The sequence below is a fragment of the Thermococcus sp. PK genome (assembly GCF_000430485.1).
Taxonomy (GTDB): domain Archaea; phylum Methanobacteriota_B; class Thermococci; order Thermococcales; family Thermococcaceae; genus Thermococcus_A; species Thermococcus_A bergensis.
The window spans coordinates 767,085-767,972 of record NZ_KE387149.1; the positions used below are offsets into that span (position 1 = coordinate 767,085).

At 41.9% G+C, this 888-nt stretch carries 1 protein-coding gene; it reads left to right on the forward strand.

Annotated elements, in window-relative coordinates; translation table 11 throughout:
- Positions 1 to 246 precede the first annotated feature (246 nt).
- The gene (locus THEPK_RS06170; RefSeq protein ID WP_156882076.1) at positions 247 to 669 is read left to right on the forward strand and encodes a hypothetical protein; all 423 of its coding nucleotides are present in this window, start codon (positions 247 to 249) and stop codon (positions 667 to 669) included.
- Positions 670 to 888 lie beyond the last annotated feature (219 nt).

Below are 888 nucleotides of genomic sequence, written 5' to 3' on the forward strand. Positions count from 1 at the left end.
CTTGAGGACGGGAGAAGAGAGAAAATTCTCTATGGAGATGTATCATTGAGGTTTGAATAGTCTTTTCTTTTTTGCATTCTTTTAGAAAAACAAAAAAGGTTATATATCCCAGCACGTACAAAACAAATGTACAAAATCTATCAGCAATGGACCAAGATGTAATCTCAATTTCCGGGGGGTGAACTCAGTGGGCTGTTTCATAGGTAGTGATAAATGGAACTTTTGAATTCTTTTGTTTTCCGGGGCGTGTTTATAGTAACCTTTATTAGGGTTTTTGCTGAATTCTTTCGGGTGGTTGTCGTGATCCCCAGATGGGATCACAGACTCAAAGACCCTGAAAGCGTGGCATTCGCAATTCTTGACGTTTTAGCAGACTTCGAATCAGAAGGAAAGCTGAAGAACCTGCCAAAATCCAAAAAATTTCCAGTAAAAACAATACTGGCAATACTCCTCTTTAAACAATACTACAACCTACCCCTCAGAGACGCCCAGCACTACGGCAGAAAATTCTTCGGAGCAAACATTCACTACTCAACCCTCCACAACTGGGAGAAAAAGCTGAACCTCGAAGAACTGACAAACCACCTCCTGAAAAAACTCCAGAAATTACCCTACGCCAGCACTCAAGCAGACTCAACCATTATTACAAATAAAAAAAGGGCAGGATAGAAGTTCAGGCAATAACGAGAATCCTGCCGGGTTTACTGTATCCGGTTGCTGTGAAGATCACAACTTCTGAGAACGAGCTGATTGAACTCCTGCCGGGGGGTTCTGGGAATTTTTATGCTGATGGGGCTTATGATTCAAAGAAAGTTCTGAACACTGTGGTGGAAAAGGGTTATCGGCCGATTGTTAAGAAAACTAAGAACGCTCCAGGTGGTTTTGGTA